Source organism: Cognaticolwellia mytili, assembly GCF_002104475.1.
Taxonomy (GTDB): Bacteria; Pseudomonadota; Gammaproteobacteria; order Enterobacterales; family Alteromonadaceae; genus Cognaticolwellia; species Cognaticolwellia mytili.
Genome location: NZ_NBOF01000004.1, coordinates 434,563 through 451,564 on the forward strand (window position 1 = coordinate 434,563; position 17,002 = coordinate 451,564).

At 37.1% G+C, this 17,002-nt stretch carries 16 protein-coding genes; 15 read left to right on the top strand and 1 reads right to left on the bottom strand.

Annotation, left to right across the window (positions count from 1 at the left end; translation table 11 throughout):
• Nucleotides 1-52: 52 nt before the first annotated feature.
• Nucleotides 53-556 carry a peptide deformylase gene (gene def, locus B7C41_RS15475; RefSeq protein ID WP_085299845.1) on the top strand — a complete coding sequence of 168 codons (504 nt, stop codon included), beginning with the start codon at nucleotides 53-55 and terminating at the stop codon, nucleotides 554-556.
• Between the two features lie 55 nt (nucleotides 557-611).
• Here def and B7C41_RS15480 read toward each other — a convergent pair whose 3' ends face one another.
• Nucleotides 612-1,427, bottom strand: coding sequence for a tetratricopeptide repeat protein (locus B7C41_RS15480; RefSeq protein ID WP_085299846.1), 816 nt, complete (start codon nucleotides 1,425-1,427; stop codon nucleotides 612-614).
• Between the two features lie 374 nt (nucleotides 1,428-1,801).
• Here B7C41_RS15480 and B7C41_RS15485 point away from each other — a divergent pair, with 374 nt between their 5' ends.
• The 14 genes from B7C41_RS15485 to B7C41_RS15550 all read left to right on the top strand — a co-directional run bounded on the left by B7C41_RS15485 (nucleotide 1,802) and on the right by B7C41_RS15550 (nucleotide 17,001).
• On the top strand, nucleotides 1,802-2,077 hold the full coding sequence (locus tag B7C41_RS15485) for an STAS domain-containing protein (protein WP_085299847.1): 276 nt from the start codon (nucleotides 1,802-1,804) through the stop codon (nucleotides 2,075-2,077).
• Nucleotides 2,078-2,112: 35 nt separating this feature from the next.
• The gene (locus tag B7C41_RS15490) at nucleotides 2,113-2,475 is read left to right on the top strand and encodes a response regulator (protein WP_085299848.1); all 363 of its coding nucleotides are present in this window, start codon (nucleotides 2,113-2,115) and stop codon (nucleotides 2,473-2,475) included.
• Nucleotides 2,476-2,480: 5 nt separating this feature from the next.
• On the top strand, nucleotides 2,481-4,604 hold the full coding sequence (locus tag B7C41_RS15495) for a chemotaxis protein CheA (protein ID WP_085299849.1): 2,124 nt from the start codon (nucleotides 2,481-2,483) through the stop codon (nucleotides 4,602-4,604).
• Nucleotides 4,604-5,131, top strand: a complete 528-nt coding sequence (locus tag B7C41_RS15500) for a chemotaxis protein CheW (protein WP_085299850.1) — start codon at nucleotides 4,604-4,606, stop codon at nucleotides 5,129-5,131. The genes B7C41_RS15495 and B7C41_RS15500 overlap by 1 nt, the downstream gene beginning before the upstream one ends.
• A gap of 11 nt (nucleotides 5,132-5,142) precedes the next feature.
• Nucleotides 5,143-5,631 (top strand): chemotaxis protein CheW, encoded by a 489-nt coding sequence (locus tag B7C41_RS15505; RefSeq protein ID WP_235839738.1) that lies wholly within the window; start codon nucleotides 5,143-5,145, stop codon nucleotides 5,629-5,631.
• 25 nt (nucleotides 5,632-5,656) lie between these two features.
• A complete protein-coding gene (locus B7C41_RS15510; protein ID WP_456236522.1) occupies nucleotides 5,657-8,671 on the top strand; it encodes a PAS domain-containing protein in 3,015 nt (1,004 codons plus the stop codon).
• A gap of 7 nt (nucleotides 8,672-8,678) precedes the next feature.
• Nucleotides 8,679-9,527: a CheR family methyltransferase gene (locus tag B7C41_RS15515; RefSeq protein ID WP_085299852.1), complete on the top strand. Its 849-nt coding sequence runs from the start codon at nucleotides 8,679-8,681 to the stop codon at nucleotides 9,525-9,527.
• Nucleotides 9,528-9,556: 29 nt separating this feature from the next.
• On the top strand, nucleotides 9,557-10,222 hold the full coding sequence (gene cheD, locus B7C41_RS15520) for a chemoreceptor glutamine deamidase CheD (RefSeq protein ID WP_085299853.1): 666 nt from the start codon (nucleotides 9,557-9,559) through the stop codon (nucleotides 10,220-10,222).
• Nucleotides 10,223-10,238: 16 nt separating this feature from the next.
• Entirely contained in the window at nucleotides 10,239-11,327 is a 1,089-nt protein-coding gene (locus B7C41_RS15525; protein ID WP_085299854.1) for a protein-glutamate methylesterase/protein-glutamine glutaminase, read from the top strand.
• A complete protein-coding gene (locus B7C41_RS15530) occupies nucleotides 11,314-12,507 on the top strand; it encodes a methyl-accepting chemotaxis protein (protein WP_158089146.1) in 1,194 nt (397 codons plus the stop codon). Before B7C41_RS15525 ends, B7C41_RS15530 begins: the two co-directional genes overlap by 14 nt.
• Before the next feature lie 41 nt (nucleotides 12,508-12,548).
• Nucleotides 12,549-12,857: an STAS domain-containing protein gene (locus B7C41_RS15535; RefSeq protein WP_085299856.1), complete on the top strand. Its 309-nt coding sequence runs from the start codon at nucleotides 12,549-12,551 to the stop codon at nucleotides 12,855-12,857.
• Between the two features lie 3 nt (nucleotides 12,858-12,860).
• A complete protein-coding gene (locus B7C41_RS15540; RefSeq protein ID WP_235839739.1) occupies nucleotides 12,861-14,597 on the top strand; it encodes a fused response regulator/phosphatase in 1,737 nt (578 codons plus the stop codon).
• A gap of 234 nt (nucleotides 14,598-14,831) precedes the next feature.
• Complete coding sequence (locus B7C41_RS15545) at nucleotides 14,832-15,758, top strand: GGDEF domain-containing response regulator (RefSeq protein WP_085299857.1); 927 nt, start codon at nucleotides 14,832-14,834, stop codon at nucleotides 15,756-15,758.
• Between the two features lie 82 nt (nucleotides 15,759-15,840).
• Nucleotides 15,841-17,001, top strand: coding sequence for a response regulator transcription factor (locus tag B7C41_RS15550; RefSeq protein WP_085299858.1), 1,161 nt, complete (start codon nucleotides 15,841-15,843; stop codon nucleotides 16,999-17,001).
• Nucleotide 17,002 lies beyond the last annotated feature (1 nt).

The following is a 17,002-nucleotide window of genomic DNA, read 5'->3' on the forward strand; positions in this document are numbered from 1 at the left end:
ATAATTAACCTATATTTGGGCGCTGTAAACCTACACTATATATCGAGGGAAAATGGCCGTTTTAGAAATAATTAAAGCTCCTAACGAAAAATTAAGAGTAAAAGCACAAGACGTTATTGATATTGAAAAAGTTCAAAGTCTAATTGATGATATGTTAGATACTCTATACGACACAGAGGATGGTATCGGTTTAGCTGCTACGCAGGTTGGTAGGTCTGAAGCCATTATAATGGTTGATATTTCTGAAGAAAGAAACTCACCTTTAATACTTATTAATCCAAAAGTGATTAGTGGTGAAAACCTTGAAAAAGGACAAGAAGGGTGTTTGTCCGTACCTGGATATTATGCTGATGTAGAGCGATTCACTAGCGTAAAAGTTATCGGTTTAGATCGAACAGGCAAAGAGGTGGTTATTGAAAATAATGATTTTCTTGCCATAGTATTACAACACGAAATTGATCATTTAAAAGGTAAACTGTTCATTGATTACTTGTCGCCATTAAAACAAAAGATGGCTTTAAAAAAGGTAAAAAAATCGATAAAAGTGGCCAGTTAAACGCTATTCGCTCTTTAATAGGAGCTAAACTTTAGTGATAAGGAAATTGATAGTATTAGATCGTCACGTCACTTGTAACTTTTTTGGATAGTTTTAATGCGGTTTGATAAAGTGCGGGTTCATTAGTCTTGAAGTATTCAACACGTTTAATTGCTTGTGGCAAAGCCAAATTAGCGGCATTGATTAGCCATGACAAACCTATTGCATGGTTCTCTTCAATGCCTTCCGCTAAAAAGTAGGCTCGGCCTAACGCACCCATTGCGAGCACATGGCCTAAGTTCGCTGCTTTTTTAAAGTGAATAAAAGCCTGTTCATTATTATTGGAATTTCTCATTTCTAGAGCGAGGAAGTAAATTTCATTTGTTTCCTTTTCTACGCCAATCTCGACATCGTTATTTTTGGACGAAACGTTATTAGCTTTTGAGCTAACAGGGGATTGTTTTACTAAGGAGTCATTAATAGGAATTGAATCAAAAGAAGTGCTATCAGTATCAATAAAACAACTGTCATCAAAGATATCTTTAAATTGAGTTGTAGACTTTTTATGAGTAATTAGTTCAACTATAACTGCATCATAACGATTATTTAACTGTGAAATAGTTTGCTGTTGTTGAGCTATTTGTTGTTTGAAATAATCGATTTCTTGTTTTTGCTGTTCTATTTGCTTGGTAAATTGAGCATTTTGATTTAGATGATTCTCACGCATAATATTGATATGACTACGATGGGTTTCATCTATACGGCTTTGTTGTTGGCTATTACTTTGTTCAAATCGCTGTAGAATAGCCAAAATATTTTTATCATAATTTTCCTTCATTTTTTCAAACCATTTAAATACTTGGCTCGGCGCTTTTAAATTACCATCTGACATCAAACACTCCTTGTTTTGTTTATGAACTTAAAATAAAGGCTAAAATGTTAAGTTGTAACAAATATATATTTGCTTTATCACCTTTTATCAACTTATATCAACTTAAGGCGTTTTACAAAATAATAACTAAATTTTAATATACTAGTGGGCTTAATAATAACAGCTTATAAACTATAAAAGTGAATATATTTTTGATAGCTTGAATAGATATATTCGTGTAAAATCTTTGAAAATGGCATTAAAAGTGACAAAAATCACATAAATGTCACATAGATTGTTCAAAAAACACCTAGGTAGTATGAAATATCACCTAGGCGGTACATAAATGGAACGTAAGTTCAGTGAAGAGCGATAATACGATAATAAGGATATCCATGTTTCAATTTCCTCCCCAGTTAACCATTGTGCAAGTGGAAGCTTGTCGAGTTGCTCTGCTAGATGAAGTAAGCAATAACGATATTGTCGAATTTGACGATAGCGCTGTTGAGCGTGTTGATACTCTAGGCGCGCAGCTGATACTTGCCAGCGTTATTTATATAGCTGCACAAAATAAGCAACTTATTTGGCAGTCTACATCGAAAGTAATTAAACAAAGTTTTGAGCAATTAGGACTCGAAGATGCAATTTTACAGCAATACCTTGCTGGTTAAATCTTGCTGTTTTTAATATTTGTAAAGGAATTGGTATGTCGAAAATTTTAGTTGTTGATGATTCTAACTCTATACGCGATATGGTTAGTTTTACACTGAAAAGTTCTGGTTATCAGACGGTTGAAGCACATGATGGCCAAGATGGGTTATCAAAAGCACAAATGGGAGCATTCGATCTTGTTATTACTGATGTCAATATGCCCAATATGGATGGTATTACGTTATGCCAAGAATTGAGAAAGTTAACGAGTTTTCAGTACACTCCTATTTTAATGCTAACCACTGAAAGTTCAACTGATATGAAGCAACGGGGAAAAGCAGCAGGAGCAACCGGTTGGTTGGTCAAGCCTTTTAATCCAGAGAAATTATTAGCCACCATTAAACGTGTAGTGCGGTAATTATTATGAGCATTGACCTGTCTCAGTTCATCCCAACGTTTTTAGAAGAAAGCTTCGAAGGCATTGAGTTAATGGAAGCAAGTTTATTAACTTTAGAGCAGGGAGATGCTGAAACTATTAATGCAATTTTTCGTGCAGCTCATTCAGTAAAGGGCGGAGCAGGTACTTTTGGTTTTAATCATGTTACCGAGTTTACGCATTTGGTTGAAACTTTGCTTGATGAAATGCGTGATGGTCGCAGAGATATCAGTCAAAAAGACATAGAGATATTGCTCAATGCCGTTGATTGTATGCGCATCCTTATTGAGGCTATACGAGATGAGAGCACTTATGATGAGAGTAAAATTGCAGCAACCTCGAAATTATTAGCAGCAACGTTAAACGATAGGTCACCTTCTGACGAAAGAATCGACGAAGATATTCATGAAAGTAGCATTGAAAACTTAAGTGAAGAGGCGGCCACTACTGATTTAGAGCCTGGATTGCAACGTTGGTCAATTAGTTTTATTCCAGAGCATCACTTAGTGCAAACGGGTAATGATCCCTTACTACTGCTAAATGCTTTACGAGAGCTTGGTGAGATGTCGGTTTTGGCAAACTGTAATTCAATACCAAGTTTAACGGAGTTCGATGGCACAGAGCTTTATATATCATGGAACATTATTCTGCTAACCGCTGTCGGTAAAGAGGATATCGCTGAAGTTTTTGAATGGGTGGAAGATGATTGTCAGTTGATCATTAGCAAAGATGAGCAGATAGATAAACAATCACTAGAAATTACCGAGATGACAAACAATGTTTTGTCAGAATCTGTGAAAGAAGCAGAATCACCTGCATCTAAAATTGTAGAAAATACAGGTGCGGAAAACCCGAAAGTTGCAAGTCACGCTCAAGCCCATAAACCTAAAGTTGAGTCGAGCTCTATCCGCGTTGGTGTTGATAAAGTTGATAGTTTGATTAACTTGGTTGGTGAACTGGTAATTACGCAATCTATGCTGTCAGAGTTAGGCAATGACTTTGACACCTCTAAAGTCGAGCGCTTGAATGCTGGTTTAGAGCAATTATTACAAAATACTAAAGAGCTGCAAGAGAGTGTTATGCGGATACGCATGCTGCCGATAAGCTTTGCTTTTAATCGTTTCCCTCGATTAATTCATGATTTATCTAAAAAAATGGATAAAGAAATTGAGTTGTTGATAAGTGGGGAGCAAACCGAACTCGATAAAAGTGTGATGGAGCAAATTGGCGACCCGCTAGTGCATTTAGTGCGTAATGCTGTTGACCATGGCATTGAAGCGACGGATGTACGAGTAGCAAATGGCAAGCCAGAAAAAGGCACTGTGAGCTTAGATGCTTATCATCAAGGTGGTAGCATTGTCATTGAAATTAAAGATGACGGTGGTGGTATTGATAGAGAAGCAGTTTTAGCAAAAGCTAAGGAAAGAGGTTTGATTGATGAATCAAGCTCACTAAATGACGCGCAAGTATATGATTTACTTTTCGAACCCGGTTTTTCTACCGCGAAAGAGGTTAGTGACATTTCTGGTCGCGGTGTTGGCATGGACGTTGTTAAACGTAATATTCAGTCATTGGGTGGTCGAATACAGATAGAGTCTGAACTAGGATTGGGCAGTACATTCAAAGTGTTTTTGCCGCTTACACTAGCCATTTTAGATGGCCAATTGATTAAGGTTGGACGAGAAGTTTATATTATTCCGTTAATTACTATTGTTGAATCATTACAAACGCAAGAGTCATTAATTAACAGAACATCGGGTGGTATGGTGTTATACCGATTGCGAGAAGATAATGTCCCCGTTATCCCCATCTATAAATTATTTAATATTCCTGCAGAAAATAAAGAGATTAAAAACTCTTTACTTGTTGTTGTTGAAGCTGATGGACAAAAAGTCGGTTTAATGGTCGATGATTTATTAGCGCAACAGCAAGTTGTGGTGAAAAGCTTAAATGATAATTATCAGCAAGTAGAAGGAATTTCGGGCGCAACTATTTTAGGGGATGGTTCAGTGGCAATGATTTTAGATGTACCGAGCATGATAACGATGGCCTTAAAGGTTGCCAAGACACAGCAAGAAACTCATATCATGACTGAAGAGGCTATGCACTAATGGATATTCAGACACTAGCCAATGAAATTCCTGTGCAAGGAGAATATGCCCTTGAAGGCATCGACTTTATTTCTACCGGTGAACAATATCTGACGTTTTCATTAGGGCAAGAGCAATATGCTGTCAATATATTATCGGTAGAAGAAATTAGAAGCTGGGAACAGCCTACCCACATTCCTAATGCACCAAAATTTGTTAAAGGTGTGATTAATATGCGAGGAATAATTGTCCCCATCATTGATTTACGGCTTAAGTTTGGCATCGGTGATGCAAAATATAGTAAAACAACCGTAGTAGTGGTTTTAACTGCTCAACATATGACTAAATCTCGCACAATGGGGTTTGTTGTCGATGCTGTTTCTGATGTGCTTAATGCCGAGCAAGATGATATTAAAGCAGCACCTGCATTTGGTGGCAACTTAGCACAGCATTATATCGAAGGTATTGTTAATGTGGATGAAAATGTGGTGACCTTACTCAATGTTAATGCATTACAAGTCATTGCCAAGCAGAAAGCTAACTCGTAAAGGATATCATTATGGAGCAAGAAAAAGAGTATCTTACTTTTATCCTAAATGGTGAAGAGTTTGGCGTTGATATTTTGTGTGTGCAGGAACTTCGCGTCTGGAGCGCTGTCACCCAGTTACCTAACAAACCTGAATATATCAAAGGCGTGATTAATCTACGTGGTGTGATTATCCCAATTATAGATCTTCGTCAACGATTTGGTTTAACACCGTTAGACTATAACGAACAAACAGTTACTATTATTTTACGCAGCGCTGATACTACAAAACCTATGGTAGTAGGCATAGTGGTTGATGCCGTTTCAGAGGTTTATAAATTTGCGTTAAGTTCAATTCGAAAGCCACCAGCGTTTGGTCAAAAAATTGATAGCTGTTTTCTCGAAGGTTTAGCATCAGTGGATAATAAGCTGATTATTTTACTTAATAGTTTGTCATTACTCGATCAAAATGAACTCTATCAAGTAGATAGTGCTATTCATAATAATGCTGTACCTGTTTAATCGTTAACCAATTGAGTTAAATGTTATGACGCCAAAACAAATTACTTTAGTACAAGCACACTGGGAAAGCCTACAGGAAGATTTGTCACAGTTGAATGCAATATTTTATCAGCATTTATTCAAAGCTCAACCAAGCTTTAAGGCGACATTAATCAATAAGGCAAAAGCGAACAAGTACAGCGTAATTGAAATGCTTAGTATTGAAATACCCAATTTAACAGCGATAAAAAAACGTAAAGAAAAAGCAAGTGTTGAAGGTGAGAACCTTGAGTTGTTAAGTTTGCAAGAAAGTGTGCTACAGGCGTTTATCGATGCTTTAATTGAATTTAATAAAGATAGCTTTCCTTTTGCGCTAAAGCGAGCGTGGACTGCAGTGATCCAACACTTAACGCCGCAACTTATAGAGTCAACACTACCACAACAATTATTTGAACATATTCAATCGACAGGGAATTTAACGACAATGAGCCAAAGTAATGACATTTTAGCAGCACAAGACAACGCGGTGCAATTTGCGGATATGTTAGCGAAAATTAATGCTATCAATAAAGTTCAGGCCATTATTGAATTCAATATGGATGGCACTATTATCACCGCTAATGATAATTTTTTACAAACATTAGGCTATTCTTTAGCAGAAATCCAAGGACAGCATCATAGTATGTTCGTCGAGCCTAGCTACGCAATCAGTGATGAATATAAAATATTTTGGCAAGACTTAAATAACGGTAAATTTGAGTCAAAAGAATATAAACGCCTTGGTAAAGCGGGTAAAGAAGTTTGGATACAGGCTTCGTATAACCCTATCTTAAACGAAGATGGTGAACCCGTTAAGGTGATTAAATTTGCCACCGATGTGACTGAACAAAAGCTTCGTAATGCTAATTTTTCAGGTCAAATTGATGCGATTGGAAAATCACAAGCGGTGATTGAGTTTAATATGGACGGCACCATCATTACTGCCAACGATAACTTTTTAAATACTGTCGGTTATACCCTAGAAGAAATTCAAGGTCAGCATCATAGTATGTTTGTTGAACCAGAGTTTAAAGTCAGCGCAGAATACAAGTTATTTTGGGATAGCTTAAATCGTGGTGAACATGAAGCAAAAGAATACAAACGCTTAGGTAAGAACGGTAAAGAGATTTGGATACAAGCGTCTTATAACCCTATCATGGATTTAAATGGTAAACCGATGAAAGTAGTTAAGTTTGCCGCTGATGTCACAGAGCAGAAACTGCTTAATGCCAATTTTTCTGGGCAAATTGATGCTATTGGTAAATCACAAGCAGTGATCGAGTTTAACATGGATGGCACCATCATTACCGCCAACGATAACTTTTTAAATACTGTTGGCTATACCTTGGAAGAAATTCAAGGTCAGCATCATAGTATGTTTGTTGAACCAGAGTTTAAAGTCAGCGCAGAATATAAATTATTTTGGGATAGCTTAAACCGCGGTGAATATGAAGCAAAGGAATACAAACGCTTAGGTAAGGACGGTAAAGAGATTTGGATACAAGCATCTTATAACCCAATCATGGACTTAAATGGTAAGCCTATGAAAGTAGTTAAGTTTGCTGCCGATGTCACCGAGCAAAAACTGCTCAATGCTGATTTCTCAGGGCAAATTGATGCTATTGGTAAATCACAAGCAGTGATCGAGTTTAATATGGATGGCACGATTATTACGGCTAATGATAACTTCCTGTCGGCAGTCGGTTATAGTTTGCCAGAAATTCGAGGACAACATCATAGTATTTTTGTTGAACCTGAATTTAAAAACAGCTTAGATTACCAACAGTTTTGGGACAAACTTAATCGCGGTGAATACGACAGTAATGAATATAGACGTATTGGTAAAGGCGGTAGAGAAGTATGGATCCAAGCATCTTATAATCCTATCTTAGATTTAAATGGTAAGTCATTTAAAGTAGTTAAATACGCCACTGATATTACTGCGCGTAAGCATGCGATTGCAAAAATTAAAGAAACCTTGATCACTATGGCACAAGGCGACTTATCTCGAGGCATTGAAACTGATTTGGTTGGTGAATTCAGTATTATTGGTGATTCAATTAATGACTTCATGGGGGTTTTAAATGAAATGGTCAGTGATATTCGTGATGCTTCGACCAATGTTTTTGATTCTGCTCGTGAAATTGCTCAAGGCAATAATGAATTAAGTCATCGAACTGAATCTCAAGCATCTTCTTTAGAAGAAACGGCCTCAGCAATGGAAGAGTTGACCAGCACGGTGCAGCAAAATGCTGAAAATGCCACTGAGGCAAGTAAGTTGTCGTCGTCTGTAATGACTAGAGCTAGTAATGGGGGCGAAGTCGTCCGTAATGCTATATCTGCAATGAGTGATATTAATAAATCAAGTAAAAAAATAGCAGACATTATTAGTGTTATTGATGAAATAGCTTTCCAAACCAACCTTCTTGCCTTAAATGCAGCCGTGGAAGCTGCAAGAGCCGGAGAGCAAGGCCGTGGTTTTGCTGTTGTTGCAGCAGAGGTACGCAACTTAGCACAACGTTCTGCCGGCGCTGCAAAAGAAATTAAAGGCTTGATAAATGATAGTGTTGAAGCTGTTGGTCAAGGTACTAAGTTGGTTGATGAAACCGGAAAAACCTTTACTGAATTAGCTTCGGCTATTGAAGAAGTTGGCAACATGATTGGTGATATCGATAGTGCAGGTAAAGAACAGTCGGTTGGTATCGGTGAAGTAAGTGCTGCGGTAAGTCAAATGGATGAGATGACCCAACAAAATGCTGCTTTAGTTGAAGAGGCTGCGGCATCAAGTAAATCGATGGAAGAGCAAGCTCAAGTACTATTAGAACAAATAGCGTTTTTCACCCAAGAAGAGCCAGCTGAAAGCAAGCCTACAAGAAGACATTCTAGAACGGTAAATAGGGATGATACAAGCCACAGACCTAAACCTAGATTATCGGCAGTAGAAGAAAGATCACGTCCGGTATTTAAAGAGCGACCAAAAGGGAACTTGGTGAACAGCGATCACGAATGGGAAGAGTTTTAGACTGATAATGACCGCTTTACACAGAGATGATTCGGCTAGCCTAAGCGAAGATGATTTTAATTATATATGTCAGTTTGTCTATAAGAGTGCTGGCATCGTACTTAACGCATCTAAAAGAGAGATGGTTTATCGGCGGCTCACGCGCATCGTACGTGAGCGAAAAATAGGCTCATTTTCAGAGTACTGCCGATTATTGAGAGCTCAGTCAGAGCAAGAAGAAAGTTATTTTATTAATGCTATTACGACAAATTTAACGAGTTTCTTTCGCGAGCAGCATCACTTTGATTATTTGAGTCAGCATGAGCTTCCAAAATTGCTTGAAACAAAGAAAGAGAGTAAGCGTATACGGATTTGGTCATCAGCTAGTTCAACCGGTGAGGAGCCTTATAGCATTGCTGTTACGCTTTTAGAAGCGTTGGGTACTCAGTCAAGTTATTGGGATGCAAAAATATTAGCAACAGACATTGATAGTAATGTTGTAGCTAAAGGTAAAGCGGGAGTTTATTCGCTGAAGAACGTTGAAGACATGCCTAACAATTTGAAAAATAAATATTTTAAAAAGGGACGAGGCGAGTATGAAAGCCAGGTTAGAGCCGAAAACATCATAAAGGAATTAATTACTTTTAAACAGCTCAACTTATTAGACTCATGGCCAATGCAAGGCCCATTTGACATTATTTTTTGTCGCAATGTCCTTATATATTTTGATAAAAAGACGCAATCTGCATTATTTGAACGTTATTATAATTTGTTAGCTCCCGGTGGTTTATTACTGCTGGGGCACAGCGAAAGTTTAGGGTTGTACCAACAGTATTTTGAAAATGTTGGTCGGACGATTTTTCGTAAACCTTTTTAGCTTTAAACAGGGAATAGTTAGATTTACTTATGGCTGTATTAAAAAGTAATCGTGCCAACGTAGCGTATTCGAAAGAGCAGTGTTTGGCTGAGTTTACGCATATAAACCATTATTGGGATGGTAAGCACAGTGCTGTTGTTGCAAAAATTCTTCCTGGGGAATTTTATGTTTCTAAAGAAAACACACCCATTGCGACTACGCTCGGCTCTTGTGTATCGGCATGTATTTGGGATGTGGAATCCCAAATAGGAGGGATGAATCATTTTATGTTGCCACTAACCGATAGAGAGGCACATGAAGTTGATTGGGGGCAACGAGGTATGCACTCTGACGCCACCCGTTATGGTAACTTTGCCATGGAGTACCTCATCAATTTGATTTTAAAGAACGGTGGTAAAAAGAAAAATCTGCAGGCAAAAGCTTTTGGTGGTGCGAAAGTTTTGAAAAATATGACAAATATTGGTGAACGTAATATTGACTTTGTTTTAAGCTATTTAGAAGATGAAAAAATACCACTTATAAGTTCAGATTTAGGTTCTGTTTATCCACGAAAAGTTATTTTTGAACCGCATACCGGCCGAGTGTTGGTTAAAACTATTGATAATTTACATAATGACACGATAACACGACGAGAGAATGATTATCGCAATCAATTGCAAGGCTCATCAAGCGATGGCGAGATAGAACTTTTTTAAATGGAGGTGCAGCGATATGGAGAAAATCACGGTACTTATTATTGATGATTCATCAGTTATTAGAAATATTGTTAAAGAACTATTAAGTGATATTGATGATATTGAAGTTGTCGGAGAAGCTAAAGATCCGTTGGTGGCACGTGAATTAATTAAGCAACTTAACCCCGATGTTTTAACCTTAGATGTTGAAATGCCCAAAATGGATGGTATTACTTTTTTAAGTAACTTAATGCGTTTAAGGCCTATGCCAGTAGTGATGTTATCAACGTTAACAACTAAGGGTGCTGATACAACACTGAAAGCATTAGAACTTGGTGCTATTGACTTTATTGCTAAACCAAGCTTTGAGGCACTTGTTCGTCAAAAGGGTAGTTTTAAGGATAGCATTGTCGAAAAAATAAGGTACGCAGCTAGTATTAATGTGCAAAATCTTACTTTTTCTAGGCAGGTGTTTGTTCAAGAAAAACCGAAAAAACTTTTATTTAACGGTAGCTGTTCGAGTAATCATTTGATTGCAGTTGGCGCCTCTACTGGTGGTACTGATGCAATCAAAAAATTGCTGATGTGCATGCCGGCCAATGCGCCGGCAATTGTTATTACTTTACATATTCCTTGTGTATTTAGTACTCGTTTTGCCGAACGTATGAACAAAAACTCATTAATGACCGTACGGGAAGCGAAACATGGCGAAGAAGTAAAAAGTGGTCACGTATATATAGCGCCAGGTGATAAACATTTGAAAGTAGAATCAAAAGCTGGCGTACTATCTTGCATTTTAGAAGACTCTCCCGAAGTTAATCGACATAAACCTGCTGTTGACGTGCTGTTTAATTCTTTAAAGCCCATTGCCAACAATGTTCAGGCTGTGATCCTAACAGGTATGGGAGATGACGGCGCACAAGGGTTACTGGCATTAAAATCTCACGGTGCTATGACTATTATTCAGGACAAAAATACTAGTCTTGTATGGGGTATGCCAGGTAGTGCTTTTAAGCTCGAAGCCCATCAAAAACAATTACCAATCTCAAGTATTGCCAGTGAGCTTTTACAAAATGCCTCGCTTGGTTGGTGTAATAAAAAGGAAAGATACGATGAGAACATTTAAGATAACGGTATTAGTTGGCCTGACCATATCGAGTTTGTTATTGGTAAATATGCTGCTAATAAATTTATCAGTAGTATCATCAAATTACCTTTCTATTTTTCTAGTCTTGTGCCTTTTATGTGTTTTTAGTTGGCAATTAAAACTACGAAAAAATTTTGCAAAAGTAGCGCCTGCCAAAAATGATGCGAGTAACGATGATATTCACCAAATAGAACTAAGTTTTCAAAAGATAAATCTTTTATTGAGTAAACAAGTTTCTATAGTCGACAACGAAGTTAGTCGGGCAAATACTCTTGTTGGCTCTGCAGTTGGAGATATATCGAATAGCTTTAAGTGCTTGCAAGAATTATGTCAACTACAGCAAAGTTTAATTAGTCAAATTGTACAAAATATTACTAGTGCAGAAAATAATGAAAGCTCAATGATTGACTCATTTGTTCAGCATACCAACGATACTTTGCAAGAGTTTGTCGACGTTATCATTACTACCAGTAAAAAAAGTTTGGAGACCCTTTCATATACGGATGAAATGATTGCGCAGTTTGATAGTATTTTTTCCTTACTTGGCCAAGTGGAGAACTTAGCCAGCCAGACTAATTTACTTGCGTTGAACGCCGCTATTGAAGCAGCTCGAGCTGGTGATGCAGGTCGAGGCTTTGCGGTTGTTGCCAATGAAGTAAGAGCATTGTCCATCAGTTCAACAGAATTGAATGAAAGCATTCGCAATAAAATATCAGGAACACAAAATATTATTAGTCAATTGCGTTCGTCAGTAGAAATGATGGCCTCAGCTGATATGACACCAACATTAAAGGCGAAAGACAAAGTTATTGAAATGATTGATTATATGGGAAAGACAAGTGTGAGCACAGGTACCGTGATTCATGAGCTTTCTTTAATCACACCACAAATATCTGAACATGTTGTTAACGCTATTCGCTCATTACAGTTTGAAGATTTGACTAATCAAACGTTAACCTCAATCAAAAGTAACCTAAGTTCAATCAGTGTATTAAACCAACTACTAGAAAATATTGAAATAACGCCAGATGCGATGAGTGAGCAACTGATTAATTTGCAAATGAAATGCCATGAGATCATGACTAGTACTACGAAAAAGGATGAGAGTAGAAGTGTGTGCCAAATGTCGATGGCAGAAGGAGAAGTGGAATTATTTTAATTTCACTAGAAAATATTTCACATTATTTATAAGGGCTCAATATGACAGTAAAAAAAATGCTTGAAAACGATGATAGTAAATTATCGATTGTTGTTGATGGTAAGTTTGATTTTTCACTCTATCAAAATTTTCGCGATGCCTACATCGATTTTCAAGGACGTAATGTTGATATTGTTTTAGATCTATCAAAAACAACTTATATGGATAGCTCAGCGTTAGGAATGATTTTACTATTAAAAGAGTATGGGGATAAAAACAGCAATAGAATTGTGATTAAAAGCCCAAATGAAACGGTTAATAAAATATTGGAAATTGCACAATTTCATCGTTTATTAACTATAGAGATTTAATGTATGACAGCAGTTGGCACTATGTTGGATAACAAACTAGCTTTGGTCGTTGATGACTCAATCACGCAATCTAGGGTTTTAAGCCATCTGCTTACTGAGGAAGGCTATCAGGTTATTTCTGCGGTGAATGGCCTGGATGCTTTTGAAAAGTATGTGAAATACCAACCTGATTTAGTGTTGATGGATATTAATATGCCAGTAATGAATGGTTATGATGCAGCGAGAAAGATTAAAAATCACTCAAATCATGATGCCCTTTGCCCTTTGGTTTTCATTACTAATGAAAGTACTGATTCTGCCTATATTAAAAGTATTGAGGCTGGTGGTGACGGTATCTTAGTTCGCCCTTTTTCTCATCAAGTGTTTAAAGCAAAAATAAAGTCTATTCAACGTATAAGTGACTTATATAGTCAGCTTAAAAGACTGCAGCAAGAACAAGATACGGATGCAAAAATTGCCGAAAAGTTGATGTCGGGTGTTATTGAAGCGAGAAATTTTGGACTTGATCGTATTGGTACTGTTAAAAAAGCAGCAGCATTATTTAGTGGCGATATTCAGCTTAGTGCGCTATGCCCTAATGGTGATGTTAATGTTCTACTGGGAGATTTTACTGGTCACGGCTTACGGTCATCTATCGGTGCCTTACCACTGGCAGAAACTTTTCGAGCGATGACTGGCAAAGGATTTTCATTGCTTGAGATCATCACGCAAATTAATACTCAACTTTTTAACCTACTGCCAGCTGATTTATTTTTAGCTGCTACATTTGTTACTGTTTCATCGCATGAAGAGTCAATATACATTCTAAATGCAGGCTTACCTGATGCGTATGTATTTTCAGAGGAAGGTGCAATAAAACATAAAATAGCCTCGAGTCATCCGCCTATTGGTGTTGTATCAACGCTTTTATCTGACACCCAAGTGTCAGTTGTTTCCGTACATTCTTCTGATCGAGTCATACTGCTGAGTGATGGCATTGTTGAAGCAAGAAATAAACTTGATCAAATGTATGATTATCAGCGATTTGAGCGAGCAGTTATCAAAGGAATTGATCGTGGAGATGTATGTCGAAATGTACTTGCTAGTGTTGAAAGTTTTTGCCAAGGCATGGAGCAAGAAGATGATATTTCTTTAGTAGATATACCGTGTGACGGATGGCAACAAAACTATGCCCTTGCAAGTCAAGTTGATGATAGTGTTTTAGGTGAAAACTTAACCAGCATTTATAGAGGGCTTCCGCCTGTCTGGGAGTGGAGACTTTCATTAACAGGGAAGTCATTAGCAACAGTGAATCCAATCCCGATTGTGATGAACCAAATATATGCGATAGAAGGAGACAAAGAGCATTGGTTGAGTTTACAGACCATTTTGACCGAACTTTTTGTTAATTCGTTAGATCATGGCGTATTAGGGCTAAGTTCCGATTTAAAAGTTTCACCCGAAGGATTTTCCGAATACTATCGCGAACGTAAATCGAGGCTTAAATGCTTGGATTCAGGCTTTGTTGATATTTTATTAGAGTATTACCCGTTAACTAGTGGTGGACGATTAAAAGTAATAATAAAGGATAGCGGCAATGGTTTTGATGTGGTGGAGTTATTTAAAAATAATGTTGAGTTGCCGGATTCTGATATGACTTTATATGGCAGAGGGATTGAGCTAGTTGAACAATTGGCTGAAAGTTTAGAGTATTTTGATGATGGCCGAACAGTAGAAGCATCTTATCTTTGGGCTAAATGAATTTATATCCATACTTTTATATCCAAGTAGCGTGAGTATAAAAGTATGGGGTCGAATGTATAGATTGATACACAGTGGGAAGACATTAATTGCATTAATTTTTTTTCATTGTCGAAACTAATAAAGCTCCAGATAGCTATTGATGTTTGGGCGCGTGAGCGTTGTACAGTTTTCCTAGTTTAGTGGTAAATGTGGTTTTAAGTAGTTTTGATATCTTAAATTAAGGAGTTATTTTTGAATATTTTAGTCGTCGACGATAGTAGTTATCAGTGTCAGTTGATTATTGCCATGATAGAGGATAGTGGCTTTAAAGCAGTATGTGCGAATGGCTATAAAGAGGCGCTAGAGCTTTTAAAGGAAAATAGCGTAGATCTAATTTTGATGGATATCGAGATGCCCGATATGAATGGTTTTGAACTGACAAAAATTATACGTTCGACATATCCAGAATGGATGCCTATTATTTTTCTAAGTGCCAATGATAGTGAAGTTTACTTGGCTAAAGGTATTGATGCTGGTGGTGACGATTATCTAACTAAGCCAGTAAAACAAGTAGTATTAGCAGCTAAAATTCGCGCAATGGAACGAATTTCGTTAATGAAGTCTGCTTTGGACCGGGTAAACAAACAGCTTGAACTACTCAGTTGTATTGATCCCTTGACACAATTGCTTAATCGTAGAGGCATAGATTCTATGCTCAATAATCTATGGAAAGATAATATAGAGCAGAAAGCTGAACTTTCATTAATGATGTTAGATATTGATTGCTTTAAACTTTATAACGATAACTACGGACATCAAAAAGGAGATGACTGCTTAGCACAAGTATCGAATATTTTTAATCACGCATTAGATCAATCAAATGGCGTTATTGGTCGCTATGGTGGAGAAGAATTTATTATTGCCTTACCCTGCACACCAATAGCAAGTGCACGTTTTAAAGCACAAGAGATTATTAATGTTTTACTTGCTGCCAAAATTGAACACCAATACTCAACTGTGTTGCCGTATGTATCGGTCAGTATCGGAATATCTTCTACTTGTACTGGCGCAGCCAATATTGAAGCGCTAATAAAACAAGCTGATGGTGCTTTATATCAAGCAAAAGCAAATAAAAAAAATCAGTATGCTGTTTTTAATAGCATTGATACCAACACCTAAAGTTATAAGAAGTTCCTCTAAAGCGGTTTAACTAGGTTTAGTTTTTTGCATTAGGGATAGATAAATTATTAAAGAGAAATTTATGTTAAAACCGAAAGTATTAATTATTGATGATGATGGTGCGTATTTGGAGCTTTTACAAGAAGCACTTGAAATCGACTTTACCGTTGTATGTGTAACAAACCTTACTGACGTCAATATTATTACCGCTGAAGCAGAGGCTTTTGATATTGCCTTAGTTGATGAAAATATAGGTTTGGAAAAAGGTTCACAATGGATAAAGCAACAAGTTGACGGTAAAAAAGTCGCTAAGTCATTTGTATTATATTCTGGTTTAGCAACAGAGGAAGCTATTCTTAAAGGCTTAGCGTGTGGTGCTGATGATTTTTTAGCTAAGCCTATCTCACTGCTAGCACTAATCCGTAAATTAAAGCGGCTGATTGAATATCAAGATAAAATCAACACTTTTGAAAGTGAGCTGTCGTCGAAAGACAGGGTGATTAATATTTCAATGGCGCAGGCATCGAAATATGGTAGCTGCATGCAGTTAACTTCTAAATTAAATCAGTGCTTTAGTTTAGAAAAAATTAGAGATGAGGTGTTCTCTTACCTCTATTCGATGAATTTACAAGGCTGCATTGGCTTCTATCCTATCAATGAATCGGCAAGTTTTTACAGCTCAAAAAATGGCGTTTGTTCACCTGTTGAAGTTGATGTCATGAAGTTGTTGAAAATAAAGCCACGACTATATCGTTTTGGCTCTCGCACCATATTCAACCATGATCTCGTCTCTATTCTTATTTTAAATTTAGAAGATGGCACGGTTGATACTGACATTTATATTGATGCTCTTGCTTCAGTGATTGAATGCGTCGGGGCAAGAATTGCTTTTATAACTTATCAAAACTCACTAGTGGGTGTGCAAGAAAAGATTCAACAAGCTGTAATACAAACTAAAAAAATGTTGGTAGTTTCTAAGCAGCATCAGCAGGAGGTTATGAGTGAAATTGTCACTAATATTGGTCAAAGCTTTCATATCTTGGATTTGAGTGATGAACAAGAGCAATACTTAACCAATCTTGTTCATAGTGCGCTAAAAAAACATACACAAGATGATATTAATTTTTTAGAGGTTGGGCAGTTGCTTGATGATGCACTACACAGTGTTGATGAATTAAAAGTGCTAAATTCTCGCCAAGTTGATGAAGGTGAAATATGTGACGAGGACGATGAGTTATTTTGAA

Bases quoted from the DNA above. Each gene is read 5' to 3' on its own strand.
- B7C41_RS15550 (WP_085299858.1), top strand. From the start codon at position 15,841: ATGTTAAAACCGAAAGTATTAATTATTGATGATGATGGTGCGTATTTG.
- B7C41_RS15485 (WP_085299847.1), top strand. From the start codon at position 1,802: ATGTTTCAATTTCCTCCCCAGTTAACCATTGTGCAAGTGGAAGCTTGT.
- B7C41_RS15525 (WP_085299854.1), top strand. From the start codon at position 10,239: ATGGAGAAAATCACGGTACTTATTATTGATGATTCATCAGTTATTAGA.
- B7C41_RS15535 (WP_085299856.1), top strand. From the start codon at position 12,549: ATGACAGTAAAAAAAATGCTTGAAAACGATGATAGTAAATTATCGATT.
- cheD (WP_085299853.1), top strand. From the start codon at position 9,557: ATGGCTGTATTAAAAAGTAATCGTGCCAACGTAGCGTATTCGAAAGAG.
- B7C41_RS15510 (WP_456236522.1), top strand. From the start codon at position 5,657: ATGACGCCAAAACAAATTACTTTAGTACAAGCACACTGGGAAAGCCTA.
- B7C41_RS15480 (WP_085299846.1), bottom strand. From the start codon at position 1,427: ATGTCAGATGGTAATTTAAAAGCGCCGAGCCAAGTATTTAAATGGTTT.
- B7C41_RS15515 (WP_085299852.1), top strand. From the start codon at position 8,679: ATGACCGCTTTACACAGAGATGATTCGGCTAGCCTAAGCGAAGATGAT.
- B7C41_RS15505 (WP_235839738.1), top strand. From the start codon at position 5,143: ATGGAGCAAGAAAAAGAGTATCTTACTTTTATCCTAAATGGTGAAGAG.
- B7C41_RS15540 (WP_235839739.1), top strand. From the start codon at position 12,861: ATGACAGCAGTTGGCACTATGTTGGATAACAAACTAGCTTTGGTCGTT.
- B7C41_RS15530 (WP_158089146.1), top strand. From the start codon at position 11,314: ATGAGAACATTTAAGATAACGGTATTAGTTGGCCTGACCATATCGAGT.
- B7C41_RS15490 (WP_085299848.1), top strand. From the start codon at position 2,113: ATGTCGAAAATTTTAGTTGTTGATGATTCTAACTCTATACGCGATATG.
- B7C41_RS15500 (WP_085299850.1), top strand. From the start codon at position 4,604: ATGGATATTCAGACACTAGCCAATGAAATTCCTGTGCAAGGAGAATAT.
- def (WP_085299845.1), top strand. From the start codon at position 53: ATGGCCGTTTTAGAAATAATTAAAGCTCCTAACGAAAAATTAAGAGTA.
- B7C41_RS15495 (WP_085299849.1), top strand. From the start codon at position 2,481: ATGAGCATTGACCTGTCTCAGTTCATCCCAACGTTTTTAGAAGAAAGC.